Origin of the sequence: Collinsella bouchesdurhonensis (genome assembly GCF_900155365.1) — a bacterium.
Lineage (GTDB): Bacteria > Actinomycetota > Coriobacteriia > Coriobacteriales > Coriobacteriaceae > Collinsella > Collinsella bouchesdurhonensis.
Map to the genome: position 1 here is coordinate 124,948 of NZ_LT699742.1, position 19,243 is coordinate 144,190.

Below are 19,243 nucleotides of genomic sequence, written 5' to 3' on the forward strand. Positions count from 1 at the left end.
TATCGCCATAACTGCGTGTTCACCTTTACAATGGGTACAACCAACGAACATGTAGACATGAGTAACAAAACGATGGGAGAACATATCATGATCGAGTTCGACTTCACACCGCACGGCGTTTGCTCGCGCAACATTCACGTTGCCGTTTCCGACGATGCTCAGACCGTCGAGCACATCGAGTTCACAGGTGGCTGCAACGGCAACCTCAAGGCAATCTCAAAGCTCGTTGCAGGCCAGCCGGTTCAGCAGATCGTCGATCTTCTTGCTGGCAACACCTGCGGTCCGCGCCCAACATCTTGTGCCGACCAAATGACTTTGGCGCTTAAAGAGGCAGTTGCCAAGGCAAACGCATGAGCTTAATTAGTAAATCGGGCATAAGCCGAAGAGGGTTTCTTGGCGGCGGCATGGCTGCGGCCGCCGCGACCCTGCTTTCTGCCTGCAGCGGAAAAAAGGATAAGGACGACGAGTCGAAGGGCGCCACGGGTGAGCCTCAGGTGCTCACCGATGATTCCAAGATCATCGACGCGTTGGATGAGTACGAGAGCGTAGACACAACCCTTACCGCTGCGTACACCTGGAACCTTCCCGTGGGAACCGTTCCTTTTTACAGCCAGGGCTCTTGGTCTGCCGCCATGTTTGCGCCCGAGTCTGCTGCCACGCCCAATTCGATTGGAGTGTTCTCGCTTTCTTCCGGGTCTCCTGTCACGCTTCGGTCCAAGCCGGTTTTGGGCGCGGGCTACGAGTTTTACGACGTGCGTGTGGGCACGGGGGTGTTCTGCTGGGTAGAGATCAACTACTCTTCGTTTGCCTGGTCTTTGTATGCTCAGGCTTTTGCCGAGGGCCAGGTCTCTGGCGATCCGCAAAAGATCGACCACGGCAACGCCGATTGGGAGCCCCCGATGTTTTCGCCGTATGGCGCGTGCGTAATTTGGCAAAAGATGCCCAATTCCTCTGGATCAAAGAGCACGTCTTCCAGTAAGTGCTATCAGTGGAGTCTGGTCGATGGCAGCAAGACCACGCTCTACACCTCGCCTGGCCGCTTTGCCACCCATCCGCGGGTGTCAAACGACATCCTTACCATTTCGCCACGCGTGCATGAGGATGAGGGAACCTATTACGGTATGACGGCGCTGAATCTTGCCGATTCCGCCCATGCCAAAATCGATCAGCTCGTGCTGCCGGCAGGGGTTCGTCCTTTCGAGGCAGCTTATCTGAACGACGTGTTTGCCTTTGCTATCGAAGCGAGCTATGACGGTGCCGGTAGGCTTGGCAACATGGGAACGTTTATCGGGCGCGAAGGAGGTCCCTTCGTTTACATTTCACGCGAGCCCGCGGCGGGTGTGTGCGGCAAGGGTACGCGTTTTTGTCTGAAGACGCGCTCCTCGACATGCATTGTCGATACCGACGCTCAGGAGTACTCGGTGGTGGCGTGCCCCGATCGTTCTCTCGATTACGGCGACTACCCCGCAAGCGAGGGCGCCACGGACAATTTGGTTACCTTCGCCACCATTAAGGATGCCCAGGGTATTCCCGAGAGCGTGTGCGTGCGCGTGTTTTCGTTATAGCTAGCGTTTGTTTAGGCGTTCGTTTGCCACATCGACGATTCGCATGAGTTCAAGGGTATCAAGGGGCTGTATGGGCTGAGGATTCTCGCCATGCGGCCCTATGTATTTTTCCATCCATACCACGTCAAGCCATCGGTCGAACTTGTTGGCGCATTTGATGAAGCGCGCCCGTTCCTCGTATCCGTGTCTGCGATGAAATTCGACCGAAGAATCGTTTTCGCCGGTTATGCATGCTTCGCTGTTGGTAATGCCTTGAGCTGCCATACAGGATTCCAGGGCGCTGAGTAAAATGGAGCCGGCTCCATGCCCGCGCTCTTTCTCGGCAAGATAGATGGAAGTCTCGGCCGACCACTGGTATGCGGGACGACTTTTGAACGCGCCGTAGTAGGCATATCCAACGGCACGGCGTTTTGACTCATCCCCATCCGTTTTCTCAAGAACGAGGTAAGCGTAGCGTTTTTGCGCCTGCTCGATGCGTGCTGCGAATTCTTTGACACTGGGGACGTCAAACTCGAATGTCACCGTGGTCTCGCGAACATATGGAGCATAGATTGCTAGCAAATCGGCAGCGTCAGAGGCCTGTGCCGGACGAATGTGAAGAGTCATGACATCTCCTGGAAGAAATTTGAGAATCTGGGAACAATGTACTCCAGATGCTACCGTTGCCCCAACAACGGACAGCGTTGACACATGAGCGAAACGCAAATGCGTTTTGTGCGTTAAAATAACGTAGTTTACGGACTTTGAGACAAGGAGGCCTGATATGGCTTCAGATGCAAGGAAGATCCTTCTGGTCGAGGACGAGAAGGCCATCCGCGATGCTGTCGCTGCATACCTCGAGCGCGAGGGCTATTGGGTCGTCGGCGTCGGTGACGGTCAGTCCGCTGTTGAGGAGTTTGAGAAGCACCAGTTTGACCTGATCGTGCTGGACCTCATGCTTCCCAAGCTTTCGGGCGAGCGCGTGTGTCGTGCCATTCGCGACACCTCCGATGTGCCCATCATCATGCTCACCGCGAAGGGCGAGGTCGAGGACCGTATCATCGGTCTCGAACTTGGTGCAGACGACTATTTGATTAAACCGTTCTCGCCGCGCGAGCTTGTCGCTCGCGTGCGTGCCCTCTTCCGTCGTACGCACATCGCCGATGAGCCGCAGGTTGAGGTTCTCGATTTTGGCGATCTGGTCATCGATATTTCCGGTCATAAGATTTTGGTCGAGAACAAAGAAGTCGACCTCACCGCTTCTGAGTTCAAGCTGCTCACCACCCTGGCTCGTCATCCCGGCCGCGTGTATAACCGCATGGAGCTTGTCGAGAAGGTTTTGGGCTACGACTTCGAGGGCTATGAGCGCACGATCGACAGTCATGTCAAGAACCTGCGCGCCAAGCTGGGCGATGATCCCAAGAAGCCCAAGTGGCTCTACACCGTGCATGGCGTGGGCTATCGCTTTGAGGCTCCGCAGGCCACGGCAGACGAGGGCGCTCAGAAGTAATGCTTCCCGCTCATATCGTCACCGGACAAAAACATAAGTCAGATAACGAGGCGAATTCCCGCGCAAGCTGGAATACGCCTCGTTCCGATTCGCGCTCGGGCTTGAGCTACGGCTCCCGCATGGCGCTTTCCTTTGCCCTCACATCGCTGATGACGGTGCTCATACTGGTATGCGTCATCATGGTGGTGTGGGGCAGTGCTTTTTCTGAGTATACGCGCGCCAACGTGATCGACCTCGCCAAGCTGACGAGCGAGAAGCTCGCCGACAGCTATGAGCAAGATGGCGAGTGGACCGTCGACACGCTGTATGCCATTGCGCAATCGAGCTCGATATCCGACGACATCGGCCTGCAGGTCCTCGATGCCGAGGGGACCATTCTTTACGACGATACGTGGCCGGTTGCATCGGTTGCCGCCGACGTGAAGAAATCCGAGGCCGAACCCGTACCGGATACGGGGTCCGCGGAAGAGGGCTCTGTTGTCGCTACCGATCAAGGGTCTGCCGGGCAAGCGGCCGCAACGTCAGCGGAGGGTTCCGCCACCGCTGCGGAAGAGGACGAACCAAAGATCAAGTTCGATCGCCATGGCCTGATCTCCACCGCTCCTACCGATGAAGAGGGGGCTATCACCGAACCCATTACCACTTCTGATGGCAAGGTAGTGGGTAAGGTTCGCCTGTGGGTCCTGGGCAGCGATGTGTTGCTCACCAAGACCGATACTGCCTTTAGGGAGAAGACGATCGACGCCATGTTCCTGGCCGCGGCGATCGCTGTTGCCATTTCTGTCATGATCGGCCTATTTGTATCCCGTATGCTCACGAATCCCATTCGTCGCATCACCGGAACGGCGAAACAGATTCGCGATGGCGATCTGTCCGCGCGTACTAATATGCGTGGCGACGACGAGATCGATCAGCTGGGTGAGACGTTTGACGAGATGGCCACTTCGCTTGAGAAGGACCTCAAGCATGAGCGCCGTCTGACCTCCGACGTTGCCCATGAGCTTCGTACGCCGCTGATGGCAATGCTTGCCACCGTAGAGGCTATGCAAGATGGCGTGTATCCTACGGATAACGAGCATCTCGAGACGGTTGCATCCGAGACGCGCCGTCTGGCGCGCCTTGTGCAGCAGATGCTTGACCTTTCGCGCATGGAAAACCATACGGCGCCCATGAACATCGAGGCTGTCGATATGGTCGAGTTAGTGCGTGGGATCGTCAACGCGCAAGAGCCCCTGTTCCACGAGCGCGACCTTCGCTTGCGATTCGCGGACGAGACGCAGGGCAAGATGCCCTTTATCAAGGTTGATCCCGATATGATCACGCAGTGCGTGATTAACCTCATGAGTAACGCCATACGCTACACGCCCGAAGGTGGCTGGGTGATCGTGACCGTGGGCCTCGATCGAAAGCATCTGACGATCTCGGTGTCGGATACCGGTATTGGCATTGCCAAAGAGGATCTGTCTCGTATCTTTGGTCGTTTTTGGCGCGCCGATGCTAGCCGTGCCCGTGAAGCGGGCGGCTTGGGCGTGGGTCTTGCCGTGACCAAGCAGATTGTCGAGCGTCACCATGGATTCATTTCGGTGGAGTCGGAACTTGAAAAGGGTACGACTTTTACGATTCATTTGCCGCGTGAGCAACAGCAGCAGCCCTCTTCTACTACAATAGAGCGTTAGCTGCGGCTCAAGGCTTAGTCCGCTGCCGCTGTATTCCAATAAAGCCTACTTGAGGAGTTGACTTTCGTGAGCACGATGGATCTTCGTCCCGATTCCCGCGGCAAGGTTCGCGATATCTATGATGCCGGTGACAACCTGTTGATGGTTGCTACCGACCGTATTTCCGCTTTCGATTTCATCCTGCCCGATGAGATTCCCTTTAAGGGTGAGGTTCTGAACCGTATTTCTAAATTCTGGTTCGATAAGTTTTCTGATATCCTGCCCAACCACATGGTGAGCATCGACCCGGCAGATTTCCCCGAGGAGTTCGCTCAGTATCGTGATTATCTGTGCGGTCGCGCCATGCTGGTGCGCAAGGCCGAGCCGATTCTTGTCGAGTGCATCGTGCGCGGCTATCTGACCGGCTCTGGCAAAAAGACCTACGACCAGGACGGCACTGTATGCGGCATCAAGCTGCCCGCCGGCCTTACCGAGGCCTCTAAGCTTCCCGAGCCTTTGTTCACGCCCTCTACCAAGGCGGCTATTGGCGACCACGACGAGAACATCTCCTACGAGCAGTGCGTTGACCTGGTGGGCTCCGATATCGCCTCTCAGCTGCGCGACTACTCTTTGAAGATCTACACCGCTGCTGCCGAGTACGCGGCGACCCGCGGCGTGATTATTGCCGACACCAAGTTCGAGTTTGGCATCATCGATGGCAAGGTTACCCTCATCGATGAGTGCATGACTCCCGACTCCAGCCGCTTCTGGCCTGCCGATTCCTATGAGGAGGGCAAGGTTCAGTCGAGCTTTGACAAGCAGTATCTGCGCAATTGGCTCCGTGCCAATTGGGATATGACCGGCGAGCCCCCGCACCTTCCCGAAGAGGTGCTTGAGGGAACGACCCAACGCTACCGTGAGGCTTTCCAGGCTATCACGGGTGAAGAATTTAAGCCCATGAAGGAGAACGCGTAAGTGAGCACCCGTAGTCCCCAGAACGAACGTAACACCAATCCGGACGCCAAGCCCGGCTATATGCGCAAATCTGCCGCTTCGGCAAAGCCCGCTCGCTCTGCTGCGAGCTCGGTGCGTGTCGTGCCCGCCAGCTCGAAGGAGAAGCGCAAGCAGGCCGAGCGTGGCGAGAGCCTTGCCGGCTTGAGCAAGGAAGAGAAGCGCGCCCGCAAGCAGGCCGAGCGTCTGCAGGAGGACCGTCTCTATGCGGCCTCCAACGCGTTGATGCGCAAGGATGAGGATTATTCTCGCCGCCGTAAGTTCTTCTGGGTGCTGCTCGCAGCTGGTCTCATTGCTATCGTCATCGTGTGGCTCATGATCGGTACCACGAGGGGCCAGGAGATGCAGACGACCCAGATCGTCGGTATCGTTATCGCGTATGCGTGCATCCTCGGTGCGTTTATCTACGACCTGGTACGCATTCGTCCTATTCGCAACGCATGTCGCAGCAAGGCCGAGGGTCTTACCGAGAAGCGATTGAATAATTTGATCGAGAAGGACGCGGCTGAGCGTGACGCCAAGAAGGCAAAGCGCGAGAGCAAGAAGAAATAGCCGAGCCTGATATAAGGTTGGTATCATATGGGCGCGTCGTGCAGCAGTGCGGCGTGCCCTTGTTTTGAGAATCCAGGGAGTGGATATGAAATCATACGGGTTGACGGCGGCCGATGCACGCGTGGGAATGATAGCGCTGCGTCCGACCATCGAGCGTTATGCACGACTGATCGTGCGCAAGGGCGTGAATGTTCGCGCGGGGCAGGAGGTTGTTATCAATGCTCCGGTAGAGTGCGCAGAATTCGCGCGTCTTTTGGTGGCACAGGCCTATGCAGCCGGCGCCTGCCATGTAACCATGCTTTGGCATGACGACGCCGTGCAGCGTCTGACGTACGAGAACGTTGACGCGGCGTATTTTGAGCAGGTGCCGCAGTGGCAACGCGAGCAGTTGGATTCTCTCGCCCGCGATGGTGCATGCTTCATTTTTGTTGAGGGTACCGACCCCGAGGCTTTGCGCGGAATCGATCCCGCGAAGCCTGCGGCTGCCGCTCGCGCACGCAACACGCAGTGCCGCGAGTATCGTCGTGGTCTGGACTTCAACATCAACCCTTGGTGTATCGCAGGTGCTCCCGTCGTTGCCTGGGCACAGCATGTCTTCCCCGGCGTTGACGATGAAGTGGCGGTCTACCTTCTGTGGAAAGCGATTCTTTCCACCGCCCGCGCCGACGGCGCCGATCCCGAGAGCGATTGGGAGCTTCATGACGCAACGTTCGATAAAAACCTGCGCTTCCTCAACGAGCATCATTTTGATGCGCTGCACTATACGGCCGAAAACGGCACCGATTTGGTTATCGGTATGACCGATCGTCATCTGTGGGCCGGCGGTCGCGGTGAGACCCCGCAGGGCCATCCGTTCTTCCCGAATATGCCCACCGAGGAGGTCTTCACCTCTCCGGACTGCGAGCGCGTGGACGGCATAGTGTATTCCGCTATGCCGCTCGTTCGCCATGGCAATAAGATCGAAAACTTCTGGATGCGTTTTGAGGGCGGCCGCGTGGTCGATTTCGACGCTGCGGTGGGTCGCGATACGCTTGCGAGCATCATTGAGACCGATGAGGGCGCTCATCGCCTGGGAGAAGTTGCCTTGATCTCAAAGAATACGCCCATTCGTCAGAGCAACACGCTGTTTTACGACACGCTGTACGACGAGAACGCCAGCTGCCATCTTGCTTTGGGAATTGGTTTCCCGGAGTGCTACGAGGGTGGCTACGAGATGGATCAAGACGAGCTGCGCCGTCGCGGTGTCAATACATCTGCTACACACGTCGATTTCATGATTGGTACCGATGATTTGGACATTATGGGAATCTGCGCCGATGGCACGGAGGTTCCGGTATTCGTGAACGGCCAATGGAGCTGGGAATAACGCGATCATAGCGCCCAAGCGTGGTACAATGCCAAACGCGGACCGTTAGCTCAGCTGGCAGAGCAGGGGACTTTTAATCCCAAGGCCCAGGGTTCGAACCCCTGACGGTCCACCCTTTACAAGATAGAGCCCGGAGCACGCGCCCCGGGCTTTTTTGTTACCCGACCATGGGTTCGAACCCTGTTCAGGGGGCGGAGCTGAGGAAACGCGTGAGCGTTTTCCAGCGCAGCCCGCAAGGGCGCGCAGCGCCCGCAGCGAGTCGCGCGGCGCCGCCGCGCGGGAACCCCTGACGGTCCACCCTTTACAAGAAAAAGCCCGGAGCACGCGCCCCGGGCTTTTTTGTTGCCCGCCCATGGGTTCGAACCCTGTTGCCGTGTCCCTATTCCAAATGAAGCAAAAAATCCCATTTAAAGTGGTTCGTAGGCAATCTAAATGGGATTTTCTGCTTCATTTGGGATGACGGGGTGACGCCCCGGCATCGTCGGGTCGTCACCCCGTCATCCCGCTGTCGTGTCTATCGTGCCTTTGGCGCCTGCGCGACGGGTCCAATAAAACTCAGCTGACAGCCAAATGGGACGCGCATAGAGAATAGAGCTCATGAGGATAGGGCATCTGCCGTATCATTAACAAGATGCCCTATAGGCTCAATTAACGGAAAGGTAGCGACTGATGGCTGATGTTTACGCTTTGCTCGACACATGGATCGAGCATGTGAAGGATCCAGAGCTGCTCGCTGAGCTCACCAAACTAAAAGAAGACGGTGATACCGGAGCTATCACCGATGCGTTTTTCCAAGACCTCGAGTTTGGAACCGCTGGTCTTCGTGGAACCATCGGCGCTGGCACCAATCGGATGAATATCTACACGGTCGGTCGTGCCACGCAGGGCTTTGCCGATTACCTCAACCAGACGTTCGATAATCCTACCGTTGCCATTGCCCGTGACAGCCGCAACAAGGGCGAGCTTTTCGTTAAGACAACGGCGTCTATTCTGGCTGCCAACGGCGTGACGTCCTACATCTATCCCAAGATTTCGCCCGTGCCCACCCTTTCTTGGGCGACGCGCTACCTCAATTGTTCGGGCGGCATCTGCATGACGGCAAGCCATAACCCGGCGCCGTATAACGGTTACAAGGCATATGGTCCGGATGGTTGCCAGATTACCTCCGAGGCCGCGGCGGCTATTTCTGCGGCGATGCAGGCTACCGACCCCTTTGCCGACGTCAAGACTATGGATTTTGACGAGGCGGTGGAGCAGGGTCTTGTCAGGTGGATTGACGATTCTTGCCTCGATGCGTACTACGATGCCGTGGTCGCTAAGTCCGTCAATAACCTGACCGACGAACAGGTTGCCCAGGCTCCCCTCAAACTTGTCTACACGCCGCTTAACGGTACCGGTTTGATCCCGGTCACCGAGGTCCTTAAGCGCGTTGGCGTGACCGACATCACCATCGTTCCCGAGCAGCGCGATCCTGACGGCAACTTCCCCACCTGCCCGTATCCCAATCCGGAGATCCGCGAGGCGATGCAGAAGGGCATCGAGCTATGCCAGGAAGTCAAGCCCGATCTTTTGCTTGCAACCGATCCGGATGCCGACCGCGTGGGCGTGGCATGCGCCGACGGCGACGACTACACGCTCATCACCGGCAACGAAATGGGTGTCTTGCTGCTTGATTACATCTGCAAGATGCGTCTTGAGCGCGGCGAGGATCTTTCCCATAAAGTGGCGGTCACCACAATCGTATCTTCTGCCATGGTTGATGCCCTTGCTCAGGAATACGGCTTTGAGATGCGCCGCTGCCTCACCGGCTTCAAGTACATTGGCGACATCATTACGGGTCTTTCTGACACAGGTGAAGTCGACCGCTTTATCTTTGGTTTTGAGGAGAGCTACGGCTATCTCTCGGGCGACCATGTACGCGACAAGGACGCTGTCAACGCGTCGATGCTCATCTGCCAGATGGCTCAGTACTACAAGCTTCAGGGTTTGAATCTGGTTCAGGCCATGCAGGAGCTCTATAAGAAGTACGGCTACTATCACAACCGCACGGTTGCTATTGCCTATCCGGGTGCCGAGGGCGCCGACAAGATGGCCTCCATCATGGTTAACCTGCGCAACGAGGTTCCTGCCTGCATTGCAGGTATGAAGGTCGAATCCGTTGTCGATTACAAGGACGGCGTGAATGGCCTGCCGAAGGCCAACGTGTTCGAGTACGACCTTGAGGGCGGCAATAAGGCAATCGTTCGCCCGAGCGGCACCGAGCCCAAGATCAAGCTGTATATCTTTGCTACCGGCAAGGATGCGGCGGAGGCCGATTCGCTGCTTGATGCTATCGAGAAGGGCGGCCGCGAGCTGCTTTCGTAGCCAAGGCGGCAAAGAACAAAAGAATGGGGGCGGAAACGGTTTTGTACCGTTTCCGCCCCCTGTTTTATCGACAGCATATGCTCTCGGCCGCGTCCTTAATGGAAAACGAAGACTTTGAGAAGAATCGCCACCACGACAACGATGATTGCGGCCAGAAGAAGGCGTCGATTGCGTTTGCGAGCGCGCTCTTGGCGGGAAATAAAAATCGATTTACCTGGCTTTGGCGTCTGCAGATAACGCTCGTAATGCACCGTGGCGCGTCCGCCGTCGCGTTCCCTGCTCGCATTTGGAGAAAGGTGTCCGTTTTTCTCATATCCCGTGGGAGAAAGATATTGAGGATCGCTTGTGGCGGTGCCCATATGCTTGCGACCCCCACGTGCCTGTTCGAGTGTTACATAGCGTTCGCGCGTGACGTAGCTGGGCTCAACATCGTCGATGGGGGATTGAGTGATATGCGGCGTTTGACGGCGATAGGGCGCTTTTGCGGCAGGCGGGTTCGGCAACGGCTGCTCGTCGGGGGCCAGCGTATCGTCGCTTTGAGGGTAGCTATTCAGTCCGTCGTCAATGTCGTCCATATCACACCTTAGTGAAGCCCGTATCCACGTACATTCTAGGATTTTTGAAAGTGCTTTCGATATGGGGCATAGATCAAAAAACGAATTTAACGAATTTCACAACAAGGCGGTAGAGCGACGTAAATCTAAGTCTACGTAACTTAGATTTGATGATAGTGTGACGCTTAAAAAATCTGAAATAGGTTGTTTAGAACAGAATTGTCAGGGCATAACAGAAGTGTTCCAAGAAGCCGCGAGTCATATGAATGGCGCGTGGCAATCACAAAAGGAGTGATTCATTATGGCAAGCATGGTTCCTTATCGTTCGGTTTTTGGTATTCGTCCGACCGTTCCGGCTTCGCTGTTTGATGCTTTCGACGACATGATGGATTTGACTACTCCGCTGTCCTCCAAGGCATTCCCCATCGATGTTGAGGACAAGGGCGACGGCTACGAGGTCAAGGCCTACTTCACCGGCGTTTCGAAGGACGATATCGACGTCGAGCTTAACGAGGGTCGTCTTTCCATCTCCGTGAACGTCGAGGACAAGGAGGAGGACAAGGACAAGAACTTCTTGCAGAAGGAGTTTGTCTCTTACAGCGCGACGCGCGGTGTCTATCTGAAGGACGCTTCGAGCGAGGGCCTTTCTGCAAAGTATGCTGACGGCATTCTGACCGTCTCGGTGCCCAAGATTGTCGAGAAGAAGAACGTCACGAAGATTTCCATCGACTAGCTAATTACGGCAAAAGACATGCGCCTGCCTGGCGCGTTTGGGGTCCGGCTTTTAGGGGTCGGACCCTTTTTGTTGGCACATGGCGTGCTACCAAATGCTGATGGGGCGGTTTTGACCCGCTGCGCGAATGTGAACTGGCTCCCCTGCCGTGCGGACGAGCGTTGCAGAAGATCCAAGCTCGTTATCGAGGGTTGCCCCGAGAGATTCTGCAAATGCCCGCACGGCGAGACTGGGACGATTGTTTTCCTGCGAGATATGCATGGCGATGACATGCTGCGTGTGGGAACCAACCAGGGCGGGAAGGGCATCGGCAGCCTGTTGGTTGGAAAGGTGCCCTGTTGATGAGATGATGCGGTCTTGCAAAAAGCGGGGATAGGAACCGCAGCGGAGCATGGGAACGTCATGGTTGCTTTCGATCGCCAGGATGCGAGCGTCGGGTAGCGTGGCCTTGGCGCCCTCGGTGATGATTCCCGTATCGGTGATGTATCCGATGGAATCATCCTGGTAGGAAAACCTAAATCCCATAGGACCTGCGACGTCGTGCGAGGTGGAAAAGGTATCGATACGCATCCCAGTTACGTTGACGGCACAGCCGGGTTCGACGGGGGTGAAGGGAAGCTCTTCGAGCGCGGGCTTTGCACAACGCGTTTGCGGGCTGCAAAACATGGAGCCCGACCAGTTCTTGCACCAGACGGCGAGCCCCTTGATATGGTCGGAATGTTCATGGGTGAGTACCAGGGCTTTAACGTCTTCAACACGAAGCTTGAGCTCGTCCATGCGCTTGAGCACCTCGCGCCTCGAAAGACCGTCGTCGATCATGACGAGTCCTTGCGGTCCCTCTATGAACGCGCAGTTGCCCTTCGACCCCGAGGCGAGGATATGAAGGTGGAGAGGGTGATGCTTACCAAGTGAGTTCAAGATGCCTCGAGGCCTTCCAAAAGATACAATGTGTGCGGTTCCAAGGAGGTTTTTGATGCCAACGGTGTCTCAGCACTATAACCTGACGACGGGTGATGTCTCAGCTTTAGCATCGGATGATTCCATGCGTGTCGCGCCGCCCGTGGTGCTCATGGTATCAGGTGGCGCAGACTCTACGGCGCTTCTTTTGATGGCGTGCTCGTCGCGGCTCGATATCGCAGACGGTCGTGGCTGCGCCCCCATCGCGCGGGAGAGGCTGCACGTGCTGCACGTTAACCATCACTTGCGCGGTGAGGCTTCTGACGGCGACGAGATGTTCGTTCGCGATTTGTGCGAGCGTTTTGGCCTGCCTCTGTGTGTGGAGCACGCTTCCTTCGAATGCCTTGAGGGGCAAAATCTCGAGGCAGCAGCGCGGGAGGTTCGCTACGCGGCGGCTAAGCGCTACGTGCGTGAGCTTTGCCGAGAGGTTGGCGTCCCCCGTTCTGCCGCTCGTATTCTTACGGCGCATACGGCGAGCGATCGTGCCGAGACCTTTTTCATGAACGCCATCAAGGGATCGGGGCCGGCCGGACTATCGAGCATCCCGCGCCGCCGCAATATCGTCGTGAGGCCCTTGATTGACAAAACCCATGATGAACTTTGCGATTACCTGCGGTGCGCCAACCAGCCTTGGCGTGAGGACGAAAGCAATAACGATACATCGTACCTGCGTAACTTCGTGCGCCATAACGTGATGCCGCTTGCGCTTGAGCGCAACGGAAACATCGCATCTACCATTGGCTCGACCTGTGACATCTTGGGCGATGAGGATGCTTTCCTATCCCAGCTTGCCTCGACGGCGCTTCGCTCTTGCATTCGTCGCCAACAGGAGGGGCTTGTGGTCCTTGATGGCGATCGTCTTGCTGCGGCGGAGGTAGCGATTGCGCGCCGCATGATTCGCCTTGCAATTCGTATGATTGATTCCGAGGCGCGCCTTGAGATGCGTCATGTCGAGGCGGTCCTTTCCTGCGTTGCCGCTCGCTCGGGGTCGCGCACGCTGCCGGGAGGCATCGACGCGCGCATGGAGTTTGGCACCTTGGCCCTGCGCACGGCTGCTGCGCGCGAGGCTGCTCCCGTGGGATGGCTAAGTGTTCCGGGAACCATGGCGTGCGGTAATGGATGCGTGCTCGAAGCGTCGGTTATCGAGTTGCCTGCGGTGATTGATTTCGATGCTACGATTCGCGCCGCCGCCCATGATCTCAATGGCTTTCCGGTTCTTCTTGCCGATGCCGAGGCGCTTGGGTATGGTCCTGCCGATACGGCATCGCTTGCAGAAAAACGCGGGGCGGTTTCTTCGACTCGCGTAAAGGTATGGGTAGATTCTGCCGTCGCGGGAGATGTGATGTGCCCGCTGGGCATGCACGGACGCTCAAAGAAGGTTTCGGATATTCTCAACGAGGCAAAAATACCCGTTTCCGAGCGAGCTGCCGTGCCTGTTGTTCGTACCGGTCCCGCCTGCTCGATCGTTTGGGTTGCCGGAGTGCGCGCCGACGACCGCTTTAAGTGCACCGCTGCCACCCGCTATGCCGTGAAAATCGTGCTCAAACGAATGGAGTAACATGGGTGGCGGCACATCAATATGTGTCTTACGCGTGACTGTGCGTCACAGGGCAACTCCCTCTGGTATGCCTGCGTAAACTGCGCGTAAAATGGACGTTCATCGTTCGCATGCGAATAAACGTGCGTTTTGATGAATATTTTTAGGGATTCACGAGCCAGAAAGGACCGTCATGGAAGCCATGCATCCCGATGTCGATCACATTCTCTTTACCGAGGAAGAAATCACCGCAATGGTAAAGCGCGTCGGTGCGCAGATCAGCGAGGACTACAAGGATAAAGACCTTGTGCTCATCGCCGTTCTTCGCGGCGCCGTTGTGTTCATGGGCGACCTCATGCGCGCTATCGATTGCCCGCTTGCCATCGACTTTATGGCCGTGTCGAGCTATGGCGACGGCGCTAAGTCGTCGGGCATCGTTCGCATCGTCAAAGACCTCGATATCGATATCAAGGGTCGTGACGTGCTGATCGTCGAGGATATTCTCGACTCCGGTATCACCCTTAAGTATCTGATCAAGAACCTGTCGAGCCGCCAGCCCGCCTCCATCGAGGTTGCCACCTTCCTTTGGAAGGATATCGAGGGTAAGCAGGCTGCCATCAATCCTAAGTATGTGTGCACGCACTGCCCGGACGATTTTGTGGTGGGTTACGGCCTGGACTATGCTCAGCGCTACCGCAACCTTCCTTATGTGGGTGTGCTCAAACCGGAGGTCTACTCGTAATATGAGCCTTTCTTATCCCGATACCGAGGCAGCTCCTACGCTGCTTCAAGACCAAGCACCTCAAGAGCCCAAGCGCCCGCAAGATGACGAGCGCCAGGCTCTGCGCGATGAATATAAGCGCTTGATGGGTCAGGGTGGCAACGGCGGCCCTGGCGGACGCAGGCCGTCCGGCCGTGTAAGCTGGCTGTACTTTCTGATCGTTTGTGCTTTGCTTGCCTATCTCTTTATGAATTTGGGCGGCGTTTTTGATGCTGGCAAGAAGTCTACCGAGCTTGCCACCAGCAGCTTTGTAACCGCAGTCAAGCAAGATCGCGTCAAGACGGTAACGTATACCGTGGCCGATGGTTCGGTTGAGGGACAGTACTGGAAAAAGAAGTCCGAGATTGGCAAAGCATCCAAACTCGTGACGTTTACCACGCATTATGTTGGTTCCGATTCGCTGGCCGAGCTCATGGCCAAGCATCCGAAAACCACGTATATCGTGAATACCAACAATCCCGACTTTTGGTCGGATATGTTGATCAACGCCCTGCCGAGCGTGATGCTCATCATCATCGTCATTTACTTTATGCGTCAGATGATGGGTGCCAACAACAAGAACATGCAGTTTGGCAAGACCAACGCAAAGACCAACGAGTCCACGCGTCCCAAGGTCAAGTTCTCCGATGTCGCCGGCATCGACGAGGCGGTTGAGGAGCTCGAGGAGATTCGCGACTTCCTGGTCGAGCCCGAGCGTTATCGCAAGCTTGGCGCAAAGATTCCGCGTGGTGTTTTGCTGGTTGGCCCTCCGGGCACCGGTAAGACGTTGCTCGCCAAGGCTGTTGCTGGCGAGGCTGGTGTGCCGTTCTTTAGCATTTCCGGCTCCGACTTTGTTGAGATGTTCGTCGGCGTGGGCGCATCGCGCGTGCGCGACCTCTTTAAAGAGGCCAAGGCGCAGGCTCCTTCCATCATTTTCATCGACGAGATTGACGCCGTGGGACGTCAGCGTGGCGCTGGTCTGGGCGGCGGCCATGACGAGCGTGAACAGACGCTCAATCAGCTGCTGGTCGAGATGGATGGCTTTGAAGAGAGCGAGAGCGTGATTCTTCTTGCTGCGACCAACCGCCCCGATATCTTGGACCCCGCCCTGTTGCGTCCCGGTCGTTTTGATCGCCAGATCACGGTTGACCGTCCGGATGTTAAGGGCCGCGAGCATATTCTGGGCGTTCATTCAAAGAACAAGCCTCTGGCTTCCGATGTGCGCCTTGATAAGCTTGCGCAGCTGACCGTTGGCTTTACCGGTGCAGACTTGGCAAACCTCCTTAACGAATCTGCCTTGCTTACTGCTCGCCGTCGCAAGACGCAGATTGGCATGGACGAAATCGAAGAGTCCATGGAGCGTGTCATTGCTGGTCCGCAGCGCAAGGGCCGTGTGATGACCGATGTTGAGCGCACCACGATTGCCTATCACGAGAGCGGACACGCGCTTGTCGGGCACATTTTGGAGCACTCTGACCCCGTGCACAAGATTTCAATCATCGCGCGAGGCCAGGCGCTTGGCTATACCATGCAGCTGCCCACCGAGGATCACTTCCTTAAGACCAAAAACGAGATGCTCGATGAGCTTGCCGTATTCTTGGGCGGCCGCGTTGCCGAGGAGCTCATGTGCGACGACATCACGTCGGGTGCATCGAACGACCTTGAGCGCGCAACGAAGATGGCCCGCGAGATGGTTACGCGTTTGGGCATGAGCAAGGAGCTGGGCACTCAGGTGTTTGGCGAGGCTCAGCATCAGGTGTTCTTGGGCCGTGACTATGCCGACCACCAGGATTATTCCGAGGAGACGGCTCGCCGCATTGACACCGAGGTTCAGCGCATCATGCGTGAGGCCCATGAGCGTGCAGAGCGCATCCTGGGTGAGCGCCGTGAGCAGCTTGATCTTATGGCCAAGGTGCTTCTTGAGTGCGAGACGGTCGAAGGTGATGCTGTCGATGCTCTGCTCGACAACAAGTGGGACGAGTACCTTGCCGGCAAAGAGCAAGAGGGGTCTTCTGCAGAGGCGACGTCTTCCCCGGCGACGCACCGTCGCGCTCCCCGCATGAGCGAGGAGGAGCTCGCTGCGGACGCTGCTGCATATGCTCGGGCAGCTGTGGAGGCAGAGGCGGCTGCCAACGATTCGCAAAACGATGGCGCGTCCGATGAAGAAGCGACACCAAAAGATTCGGCGGATTGCTAATAGCCCTATCCAGCATTTGATATGTGCCCACCGGCAGATTGGCGGTGGGCATTTTTATATCTTGATAAATAAGAGTGCTTTACCTTGTTAAAGCGCGTACAATTGCCGCATACAAAATGGCGATGCTTTGCGCATTGCTTGAAAGGGGATCATATGATTAACGAAACCATGTATGCGCGTGGAGCCGAGAGCTCAATTATCCGCGAGATTTTTTCCTATGGATTGGAACGCAAGGCGCAGATCGGTGCCGAGAACGTGTTTGATTTCTCGCTGGGTAATCCGAGCGTTCCTGCGCCCGCCGCAGTCAACGATTCGATTAAAAGGTCCCTTGAGCTGCCAAGTGAACAGGTCCATGGCTATACGCCCGCTCCTGGCTTGCCCGCCTGCCGCGCTGCGGTGGCAGAATCCTTGAATCGTCGCTTTGGCACGTCGTACGAGGGCAAGGACGTGTTCATGACGGTTGGTGCTGCAGCTTCGCTCACATGCACGCTCACTGCTATCACCAATCCCGGCGATGAGGTTATTGTCATCGCTCCGTATTTTCCCGAGTATCGCGTGTGGATCGAGAAGGCCGGTTGCACCTGTGTCGAAGCGCTTGCGGACGAGGAAACCTTCCAAATAAACGTCGACAACGTCCAGCGCGCCATTACCAATAAGACTGCCGCCATCATTATCGATTCTCCCAACAATCCCACCGGTGCGGTTTACACGCAAGATACGCTCGAACGCTTGGCGAATATCCTGCGCGAGGAGAACAAGAAGTGCGATCCCCAAAACCCGATCTATCTCATCTCGGACGAGCCGTATCGCGAGATTGTCTATGGTGCCGAGGTGCCCTGGGTGCCTGCGCTCTATGAGCACACGATCGTTTGCTATTCGTACTCCAAGTCGCTTTCGCTTCCTGGCGAGCGCGTGGGTTGGGTGCTTGTTCCCAACACTATGCCCCAGGCAGAGCGCGTGATGCCAGCCGTCGCGGGCGCGGCACGCACCCTTGGTTTTGTGTGTGCTCCCGCGCTTTTTCAGCGTGTCGTGATGGATTGCATCGACGAGCCGAGCGATGTGGACGCCTATGCGCGCAATCGCGAGGCTCTTGCCGGTGCTCTAGGCGAGTACGGCTACACCTATGTTGAGCCGGATGGCGCCTTTTACCTGTGGGTTAAGGCTCTCGAGCCGGATGCCGAGGCGTTTTGCGAGCGTGCAAAAAAGTATGAGCTTCTGGCCGTTCCCTCCAATAGCTTTGGCGTACCCGGCTGGTTCCGTTTGGGCTATTGCGTAAGCTACGAGACGATTCAAAACTCCCTGCCCGCTTGGCGCGCTCTTGCCGAGGAATACCTTGCGGTGAAGTGATCTCGCCGGCTCTATATTGTCTGATAAGAACGACGGAAGGGCGGGACGCGTCGTCTTACAATGGATGCGAAGTCGAGCGAATGGGAGCATTGCATGACATATTCCATCAAAGGAGATATCCACACCCACACGCTGTTTTCACGCCATGCGTATTCAACGATTACCGAGAACGTTGCGGCAGCGCGCGAGCGTGGCCTTGAGGCGCTGGGGTCTGCCGATCACTTTTCGAGCATGATTTCGCCCACGGTTCATATTCGCGACTACCAGTTCTTTATCAATCAGAGCGTCTGGCCGCGCATGTGGGACGGCGTGATGGTGTTGCGCGGTGCCGAGACCGATATCCTCACACTTGATGGCGGGCTTTTTGGCCAGGATATCGTCTGCCCGGAAAATATCGTAGGCCGCGCACTCAAGGACGATCAGACCCTTTTTGAGTTCACGACAAAAAACCTCGACTATTTGGTGGCGAGCATCCATTACGACGAGTTTGCGAAGGACGCAACGCTTGCGCAGGCTACTCAGATGTATCTGAACGTTTTGGATAACCCTAAGGTGTTCGTGCTGGGTCATACCGGCAGGTCTGGGGTTCCCTATGATATCGATGAAGTGGTTCTTGCTGCTAAGGAAAAGCATAAGCTTATCGAGATCAACGAGCATAGCTTTGCCGGAGGTCCTCACGGTTCGTGCGTCGACACGTGTCGCAAAATCGCCGAGCGTTGCGCGGAGCTGGGGTGCGGTATCACCGTTTCTACCGATGCCCATATTTCGCTCGATATCGGTGTGTTCCCTCGCACGATCTCGCTTCTTGAGGAAATCCATTTCCCCGAGGAACTCATCATGAATCGTGATCGTAAGACCCTCGTAGGCGAAATGGCCGCGGCTGGCGTCTGTGATTTGACAAGCTGTCTGAGCGAATAGATCGTGCACTACCTTTCCATACAAAGCAAAGGAGATAAGCCCGGCAGACATCGAGTCGTCGGGCTTACTTATGCAACAAACGTTTCAAAATAGTCCAGTACTGTGCGCAAAGAGCACATATGGGATTTTGGCGAGGGATAGTATAATGCTGGGTGGATTAATCTGCCTAGTTTTGGTTTCTCGCCCAGGTGATAGAACGGTTTGCATGCTTGATATGGGTGCATTGGAAAGAGGGAAG

Annotated in this window: 17 protein-coding genes and 1 tRNA gene; 15 read left to right on the forward strand and 3 right to left on the reverse strand. The window is 56.3% G+C overall.

Annotated features, from left to right (window positions below):
- Positions 1-57 precede the first annotated feature (57 nt).
- Positions 58-354, forward strand: a complete 297-nt coding sequence (locus BQ9843_RS05510) for a TIGR03905 family TSCPD domain-containing protein (protein WP_230205609.1) — start codon at positions 58-60, stop codon at positions 352-354.
- Positions 351-1,565: a hypothetical protein gene (locus tag BQ9843_RS05515; RefSeq protein ID WP_075844220.1), complete on the forward strand. Its 1,215-nt coding sequence runs from the start codon at positions 351-353 to the stop codon at positions 1,563-1,565. The genes BQ9843_RS05510 and BQ9843_RS05515 overlap by 4 nt, the downstream gene beginning before the upstream one ends.
- On the opposite strand, the gene BQ9843_RS05520 is transcribed toward BQ9843_RS05515, so the two are convergent.
- A complete protein-coding gene (locus BQ9843_RS05520; RefSeq protein ID WP_075844221.1) occupies positions 1,566-2,171 on the reverse strand; it encodes a GNAT family N-acetyltransferase in 606 nt (201 codons plus the stop codon). It abuts the gene before it with no gap.
- Between the two features lie 157 nt (positions 2,172-2,328).
- Here BQ9843_RS05520 and BQ9843_RS05525 point away from each other — a divergent pair, with 157 nt between their 5' ends.
- The 7 genes from BQ9843_RS05525 to BQ9843_RS05555 all read left to right on the forward strand — a co-directional run bounded on the left by BQ9843_RS05525 (position 2,329) and on the right by BQ9843_RS05555 (position 10,002).
- Complete coding sequence (locus tag BQ9843_RS05525) at positions 2,329-3,054, forward strand: response regulator transcription factor (RefSeq protein ID WP_075844222.1); 726 nt, start codon at positions 2,329-2,331, stop codon at positions 3,052-3,054.
- The gene (locus tag BQ9843_RS05530) at positions 3,054-4,730 is read left to right on the forward strand and encodes a HAMP domain-containing sensor histidine kinase (protein ID WP_075844223.1); all 1,677 of its coding nucleotides are present in this window, start codon (positions 3,054-3,056) and stop codon (positions 4,728-4,730) included. The genes BQ9843_RS05525 and BQ9843_RS05530 overlap by 1 nt, the downstream gene beginning before the upstream one ends.
- Before the next feature lie 75 nt (positions 4,731-4,805).
- Positions 4,806-5,684: a phosphoribosylaminoimidazolesuccinocarboxamide synthase gene (locus BQ9843_RS05535; protein WP_040219577.1), complete on the forward strand. Its 879-nt coding sequence runs from the start codon at positions 4,806-4,808 to the stop codon at positions 5,682-5,684.
- Positions 5,685-6,272 carry a hypothetical protein gene (locus BQ9843_RS05540; RefSeq protein ID WP_040219578.1) on the forward strand — a complete coding sequence of 196 codons (588 nt, stop codon included), beginning with the start codon at positions 5,685-5,687 and terminating at the stop codon, positions 6,270-6,272.
- Between the two features lie 85 nt (positions 6,273-6,357).
- Positions 6,358-7,638 (forward strand): aminopeptidase, encoded by a 1,281-nt coding sequence (locus tag BQ9843_RS05545; RefSeq protein ID WP_075844224.1) that lies wholly within the window; start codon positions 6,358-6,360, stop codon positions 7,636-7,638.
- Positions 7,639-7,677: 39 nt separating this feature from the next.
- A tRNA-Lys gene (locus tag BQ9843_RS05550) sits at positions 7,678-7,750 on the forward strand.
- 557 nt (positions 7,751-8,307) lie between these two features.
- On the forward strand, positions 8,308-10,002 hold the full coding sequence (locus BQ9843_RS05555) for a phospho-sugar mutase (protein WP_075844225.1): 1,695 nt from the start codon (positions 8,308-8,310) through the stop codon (positions 10,000-10,002).
- A 95-nt stretch (positions 10,003-10,097) separates the two neighbouring features.
- Here BQ9843_RS05555 and BQ9843_RS05560 read toward each other — a convergent pair whose 3' ends face one another.
- Complete coding sequence (locus tag BQ9843_RS05560) at positions 10,098-10,577, reverse strand: hypothetical protein (RefSeq protein WP_075844226.1); 480 nt, start codon at positions 10,575-10,577, stop codon at positions 10,098-10,100.
- Between the two features lie 280 nt (positions 10,578-10,857).
- On the opposite strand from BQ9843_RS05560, the gene BQ9843_RS05565 reads away from it, so the two are divergent.
- The gene (locus tag BQ9843_RS05565) at positions 10,858-11,289 is read left to right on the forward strand and encodes an Hsp20/alpha crystallin family protein (RefSeq protein ID WP_022387200.1); all 432 of its coding nucleotides are present in this window, start codon (positions 10,858-10,860) and stop codon (positions 11,287-11,289) included.
- Between the two features lie 87 nt (positions 11,290-11,376).
- Here BQ9843_RS05565 and BQ9843_RS05570 read toward each other — a convergent pair whose 3' ends face one another.
- A complete protein-coding gene (locus BQ9843_RS05570) occupies positions 11,377-12,207 on the reverse strand; it encodes an MBL fold metallo-hydrolase (protein ID WP_268258801.1) in 831 nt (276 codons plus the stop codon).
- A gap of 55 nt (positions 12,208-12,262) precedes the next feature.
- Between BQ9843_RS05570 and tilS the strand changes: the two genes are divergently transcribed.
- From tilS to BQ9843_RS05595, 5 genes are all read left to right on the forward strand, one after another.
- Positions 12,263-13,804, forward strand: a complete 1,542-nt coding sequence (tilS, locus tag BQ9843_RS05575) for a tRNA lysidine(34) synthetase TilS (RefSeq protein ID WP_195906623.1) — start codon at positions 12,263-12,265, stop codon at positions 13,802-13,804.
- A 172-nt stretch (positions 13,805-13,976) separates the two neighbouring features.
- Complete coding sequence (gene hpt, locus BQ9843_RS05580) at positions 13,977-14,525, forward strand: hypoxanthine phosphoribosyltransferase (RefSeq protein WP_022387203.1); 549 nt, start codon at positions 13,977-13,979, stop codon at positions 14,523-14,525.
- Positions 14,526-14,649: 124 nt separating this feature from the next.
- The gene (ftsH, locus tag BQ9843_RS05585) at positions 14,650-16,740 is read left to right on the forward strand and encodes an ATP-dependent zinc metalloprotease FtsH (RefSeq protein ID WP_075844333.1); all 2,091 of its coding nucleotides are present in this window, start codon (positions 14,650-14,652) and stop codon (positions 16,738-16,740) included.
- A 153-nt stretch (positions 16,741-16,893) separates the two neighbouring features.
- Positions 16,894-18,087, forward strand: coding sequence for a pyridoxal phosphate-dependent aminotransferase (locus BQ9843_RS05590; RefSeq protein ID WP_075844228.1), 1,194 nt, complete (start codon positions 16,894-16,896; stop codon positions 18,085-18,087).
- A gap of 93 nt (positions 18,088-18,180) precedes the next feature.
- Positions 18,181-19,005: a phosphatase gene (locus tag BQ9843_RS05595; RefSeq protein ID WP_075844229.1), complete on the forward strand. Its 825-nt coding sequence runs from the start codon at positions 18,181-18,183 to the stop codon at positions 19,003-19,005.
- The last annotated feature ends 238 nt before the right edge of the window (positions 19,006-19,243 follow it).